At 70.7% G+C, this 5,837-nt stretch carries 6 protein-coding genes; 4 read left to right on the top strand and 2 right to left on the bottom strand.

The features are described from left to right. The coding region (locus tag GXW78_RS27575; RefSeq protein ID WP_211872129.1) for an NAD-dependent epimerase/dehydratase family protein at nucleotides 1-160 on the bottom strand (160 nt) is incomplete at its 3' end. Between the two features lie 264 nt (nucleotides 161-424). Between GXW78_RS27575 and GXW78_RS27570 the strand changes: the two genes are divergently transcribed. Next, nucleotides 425-1,363, top strand: a complete 939-nt coding sequence (locus GXW78_RS27570; protein WP_211872128.1) for a calcium-binding protein — start codon at nucleotides 425-427, stop codon at nucleotides 1,361-1,363. A 15-nt stretch (nucleotides 1,364-1,378) separates the two neighbouring features. On the opposite strand, the gene GXW78_RS27565 is transcribed toward GXW78_RS27570, so the two are convergent. Continuing rightward, entirely contained in the window at nucleotides 1,379-3,238 is a 1,860-nt protein-coding gene (locus GXW78_RS27565; RefSeq protein ID WP_211872127.1) for an SAM-dependent methyltransferase, read from the bottom strand. A gap of 181 nt (nucleotides 3,239-3,419) precedes the next feature. Here GXW78_RS27565 and GXW78_RS27560 point away from each other — a divergent pair, with 181 nt between their 5' ends. From GXW78_RS27560 to GXW78_RS27550, 3 genes are all read left to right on the top strand, one after another. Then, entirely contained in the window at nucleotides 3,420-4,127 is a 708-nt protein-coding gene (locus GXW78_RS27560) for a winged helix-turn-helix domain-containing protein (protein WP_211872126.1), read from the top strand. 106 nt (nucleotides 4,128-4,233) lie between these two features. Further along, nucleotides 4,234-5,067 (top strand): calcium-binding protein, encoded by an 834-nt coding sequence (locus GXW78_RS27555; RefSeq protein WP_211872125.1) that lies wholly within the window; start codon nucleotides 4,234-4,236, stop codon nucleotides 5,065-5,067. 109 nt (nucleotides 5,068-5,176) lie between these two features. After that, nucleotides 5,177-5,837 (top strand): hypothetical protein (locus GXW78_RS27550; RefSeq protein ID WP_211872124.1); only part of this gene is annotated, 661 nt, incomplete at its 3' end.

Below are 5,837 nucleotides of genomic sequence, written 5' to 3'. Positions count from 1 at the left end.
GGATGTGGCGCGGATGGCGCAGCCAAGTTCCCAGGCTCTCGGGGCTCGCCGCATAGGTCATGCGGTCGACGTTCACCACGACCTCGTCGGTCGTCGTCAGCAGTCGGCGGAGCACCGCCGAACCGATGAAGCCAAAGCCGCCGGTCACGAGAATAGGCATGGTCGAAAGCACTCCACGCAGATCGGGATAGCCCAATCGAATACAACCAAAAGTCTATGTGCAGCGCAGCATCAGCGGCAATGACAGGTGGATGAAGGCGCGGCGGCTTGCCCTCCGTCGATTGCTTGAAAGTCGCCAGAAACGCCAGGTTTCTCCTGCGCCGAAGACGTCAATCCGGAATCGAATCGTGACACAAAATACCACTTATGCGTGTGTAACGTCTGGCTTAGCGTCCAATGCGTTTCCACCCACGGAACCTGAACGATGACCCAAACGCTCGGCCTTGGCCTGCTCGGCACGGCGACGCAATGGTACCTGCCGGGAACGGACACGGCACTGCTGCCGCTGCCCCTCGCCGACGCACCGCCGCTGTTGCACGCCATCACAGAGACGAACTTTTCTGATCCGCCGCCCGAAGGGCTGCTCTTCGGCGGCCTCGTGCAGGCCAGCCGCAGCACCGCCGGCCTGCTGGTCGATGTGTTGGGCGCCTGGAACAGCGTGAAGAATGCCGTCATCCTGTCGGATGCGGCGGACCGCGTGACGCTGTCCGGCTTCGTGCATGCCGACGTCACGCTCGGCGGGGGCGGCGATTCCTTCGTGGCGCTGATCGGCGCGAAACGCGGCAACGTCATCACCGGCGCGGGCGACGACGTCATCACCATCCAGGTCGCGGACAACGCGCTCGGCTGGGTCGGCACCTTTCGCGTCACGACGGGAGAAGGCGACGACATCGTGACGGTCGGCGCGCTCGACATCGCGGCGCAGGTTGCGGCGGGAGATGCGACCTTCGCAGCCACGGCCCATGGCGCCGGCGGCTTCACCGGCCGGGACGCCGGCACGCAGACCATCATCGATCTCGGCGCGGGCGACGATCGCTTCGTCGGCCTCGGCGAAAGCCGCGACCAGGTGTTCGGCGGCGATGGTCAGGACATCATTGCCGCCGGGCGCGGCGACGACGTCCTGACCGGCGGGGCCGACGCCGATATCTTCCGCTTCGCTGCCGGCGATGGTGCCGACCAAGTGCTCGATTTCACGCCCGGCGAGGACAGGCTGCAATTCGTCGGCCTGTCGGTGCCGGATCTTGAGGCGATGCTCGACGCCGCGCTGGCGCAGGATGGCGGCCTGCTGCTGGCCTATGGCGCGGACAGCGTCTTTCTCGCCGGCATCGCGCCCGGCGCGCTGTCGCTCAGCGACCTGATCTGACACGCACGACTCCGCTCAGCGCCGTTGCAACAGTAGCAGGTTGCGCATGCCGGATAGCGCAGCCTCCCGGAGGTCGAGCAGGGCGAAGGCGCCGCCCCAGCGGGCTTCGACATGCGCCCTGGCGCGCAGGCGCCGGCGCCCGGGCGGCGCTTCCGGCGCCTGTGCCGTGCCATGACGCTGCCAATGCAGCAGCCGCGCAACGCCACCTGCGCCGCCGATCAGCGCGGCGGCGCCCGGCGTGCCGAACAGCAGCAGCCCGCCCGGTGCCAGCGTGGCCGCCAGCCCCTCCACAAGCGCCGCCTCGTCTTCGGCTTCGATGCCCGACAGCGCCATGGCCAGCGTCACCGGCCCCGCGGGAGCCTCGACAGGGCCCGAGGGCGACAGTTCGAGCGGCGATTGGAAGGAGGCCAGGGAGCGCCCGGTCGCTGCCATGATGCACGCCGCGGCTGCGGCTTCGTCGCCGCGAGGGGGTGGTAGCAGCCCCTCATGCGGCGCCCACTGCCGGTCCGCCGCGAGGCCCAGCCGCCACGGCCCGCCCCGCGCTGCCAGCCTCGCCGGAACCTCGACGCCGTAGTGGGGCCGCATCGTTCCCGGCACGAATCCCAGTGCCGCATCCAATTCGGCGTCTCCGCCGTCCAGCGACTGCAACGGGATGCGCCCGCCGCCCAGGTAGAGCGACGGCGGTGCGATCGGCGGGGAACCGCGTGGCGGTACGGCCCAAACCCGCGCCCGCCACCCCCCATCGTCCTGCCGCATGACGGCGTCGATGCGCCACAGCCCGTCGCGCAGCGCCTCGCAACGCCAGGCTCGCGCGAGTTCCTCGGCCGGATCGGCGAGCAACAGCGCGGGGCGCGCCAGGAGCGGCAGCGCCTCCGGTCCCGCGAGGAGCCGCACGTCGCGCAGCGGCCGGCCGACGAGATGCGGCGGCACGGCCAGGACGAAGCCAGCCGCGGCGTTCGCCGGCGGGCCGTCAGGCGGGGCTGCGCGCAGCATCTCCCCCGCGCCGCCTTCAGCCACCACTTCGCCGCCGATCTCGAGCCGCAGCCCCGGCGCCATGCCTGCCGCGGCGTCCCAGGCCCAGCCGCGAATGGCGCCGCCCGCAATGGCCTGTACGGCGCCCCGGGTACCGATCGCCGCCGGCACGGCGCCGCGGCGGCGCGCGATCACCAGATCCTGATAGTCGAACGGCTCCACGCCGCGCCGGCACCAGGCGCCGGGGCGCCACTCCGCGTCGAAGCCGGCGGCATCGAGCAGGGCGATCACCTCATCAGCGTCATAGGCGACGGCATCCTCGGGGACCGCCGGATTCCCGAGCCGGGCGATGCCGTGAGCGGCCGGAAAGTCGCGGTCGGCCTGGCCGGCCTCGATCGCCGCCCGTGTCGCGGTGTCGAGCAGGAAGAAGGTCGCCACCAACACCCCGCCCGGGCGGCACAGCCGCGCAGCCTCCGCGAAGTACCGGACCATGGCGTCCGGCAGCAGGTGCGTGAACAGTGAAAAGGCCGCGATCCGGTCGAACCGTTCCTCCCAAGGCAGCAATACGGCGTCGCGCGCCGCAATGCTGCCGCGCGGATTGGCGTAGCTGTTGCGGATGTCCGCGTGGTGGAAACGGAAGCGGGCATCGGCCTCTCCCACGTTGCGGCGACACCAGGCGATCGCTTCTGCCGCCGCGTCCATGCCGAGGTAACGGCCGCGGGAGGACAACGCCGGGGCGAGGGGCATGGCGAGCCGTCCCCAGCCGCAGCCGATGTCGAACACGGCATCGTCCGGATGCAACCCGCCGGCATCCTCGAGCGCTGAACGAAGCAGCAGGCCGGTGGCGAGGAAGTCCTCCGCATCGGTTGAGCCGACCCGTCGCAGGGCGATGCGGTCCGGCACCGGGAAACCCGGCGAGGCAAGGAACGCGCGTGCGGCAGGCTGCCCGAGGAGTCGGGCGGCGCGGGTGGGGTTTTCCCCTATTGCGAGCATATTGCGATGCATCAATGGCCTCTAAGATGTGATCTAAACGTATCAATACTCGCTATGGTTGTGCTTCGTGAAATGCTTGTATCCGGCCGCTATGCTGGATACGAGCCCCTCAGGAGCCTCACGGCTCATCATCCTCGCTACGGAAGGGGACGGCGCCCGCCCCTTCGTTGAGGGCCTGACGCGCGGCGGCATCGCCGTGCAGATGGCGCCAACCCCTGAAGTGCTGATGCTCAGCCTCTCTGCAGAGGGCGCCGATGTCGTGCTGGTGCTGTCCGCGCAGCTCGCGCCCGCCGGCACCGGCGGCGCCATGCGCCTGATGCGCAGCGTGCCACGCGTCCTTTGTGTTTTGGTCGCCGCGCCTGGTGACGGGCCGGAGGAACGCGCGGCTGCGCTTGAGGCGGGCGCGGCGGAGGTCCTGCACGGCGGGATCCCGCTGCCCGAGGCGATCGCGCGCATCCGCGCCGTGCTGCGGCGCGCGCCGCCACGGGGTGCCGATGCCGGCCCCTGGCGGCTCACAAGCAGCGGGCGGCGCCTGGTTTCCCCCACCAATGACACCCTGAAGCTGACGACGGCCGAATTCGGCCTGATTGCCTTGCTCGCCACCGCCGCAGGCGAGCCGGTGGACCGCGAGGAGGTGTGCCGCGCCGTGTTCCGCCGTCCCTGGCGGCCCGACGATCGTGCGGTGGACAGTCTTGTGAAGCGGCTGCGCCCCAAACTCCCGACAGATGCGATCCAGTCGGTGCGGGGGGTCGGCTACGCGCTGACCCTGCCGGTCCGGCAGGCCCAGAGGCGTGTGTAAAATTGTGCACTGCACAGCATCGAGACTCAATCTGCCACATTCCACAACCTAAAGTAGTCCTCGCTCGAACGGGACAACCTGTCCCCAGCATGGGAGAGTAGTGACCATGGCGGATTTTGCGACGCTTCCCGGCGGTGTTGGGCTCGGCGGCAACGGCCCGGACCTCATCAACGCGGATAGTGACATCCCCGGCACCTTCGACAACCTGATCGCCACCTTCGGCGGTGCCGACACAATCAACGCCGGCGCCGGGGACGACATCGTCTTCACCGGCAACGGCGGCGACGTGGCCTTCGGCGATGCGGGTGACGACTTCATCTTCGGCGGCAACGGCGATGATGCGCTCGATGGCGGTGCCGGCAGCGACTTCGTCGATGGCGGCAGGGGCAACGATCTCGTCTCCGGTGGTGCCGGCGAGGACGTGCTGTTCGGCGGCAGCGGGAGCGACACCGTCCTTGGCGGTGACGGCAACGATCTGGCCAGCGGCGGCGACGGGGATGACCTGGTCGATGGCGGCGCGGGCAACGATCGCGTGATGGGCGATGACGGGCAGGACACGCTGTTCGGCGGCGCGGGCGACGACTGGGTGGCCGGCGGCAAGGGTGCCGACCTGCTGTTCGGCGGCACCGGCAATGACACGCTGGTCGGCGGTGCCGGCAGCGACACGATGACGGGTGGTGCTGGTTCCGACACCTTCTACTTCGAGAGCGGCTTCGGCCGTGACGTGGTGCTGGACTTCCGTCCGGGCGACGATGTCATCGCCATCAAGGCGAACATCAACGGCACGGGCATCACCAGTGCCGAGGATCTGGCCGGCCGCGTCAGCAGCGACGACACCGGCACGGTCATCAATCTCGGCGGCGGTGATCAGGTGAAGCTGGTCGGCGTCTCCAGCGAGGATCTGCTGAACAACCTCGACAGCTACGTCCGGATCGTGTGAGGCGATCCTGGACGCGCGTCCTGATGTCGCGGTGCCGGCGGGGGAGGTCCTGGACCTCCCCTTCGCAGCCGATGCTGCGGCAGCCGGCACCGTTTCCTTGCCACGGGCCTTGCTGAGCCCGGAGGGCATCCTGCTCGTCGACGTGACGCTGGGCGCGGCGCCGCCGGATGCGGCGGCGCGCCTGTTCATCGAGGGCGAGCCGCTTTCCCCGCCCAGCGCCACCGCGCTGCCGGGGGAGCGGCGCGCCGTCCATGCGGCCCGACCGCGGCGTCCGCTGCGGCCGGGCATGGCGGTAGAGCTGCGCTTCGGCACCCATGCGGCGGCCCATTTCCCGCTGCCCCCCCTGCTGTCGGCCGCCGCCTTCGCCGAGGGCTTCGCCGCGGCCGAGCGGGAGGCGCTGCTGCGCTTCCTGGCCGCCACCTGCGCGCCGATGCTGCGCGCCGGCGGCGACCAGGATCTTGCTTTGCTCTGCCGCAACCTCGCGGCGCCACGCGGCGTCGCGCGTCGCCTCGCGCGGCCTGAGGCCGGCTTCTCCGCCTGGCAGGTGCCGGCGGCGCCGGCGGGCGTTTGGCGGCTGGTGACGCCGTCGGGGATCGCCTCCGCCGGCGTGCCGGCGGCGGGCGTGCTTCTGTTGGATGGAGCGCCACCCCCGGGCAGCCTGCTGCTGCCCCCCGCTCCCCTGCCGGCATTACGCTTGGCCGTGCCGGCGGAACAGCCCGGGCTGCGCGCCACGATCCGCGCCGCCCTGGCCGGGCGCCGCGGCACGCCCC

The sequence above is a fragment of the Neoroseomonas terrae genome, assembly GCF_018129025.1.
Classification (GTDB): Bacteria; Pseudomonadota; Alphaproteobacteria; order Acetobacterales; family Acetobacteraceae; genus Neoroseomonas; species Neoroseomonas terrae.
This window is presented reverse-complemented; position numbering and strand designations above follow the sequence as displayed.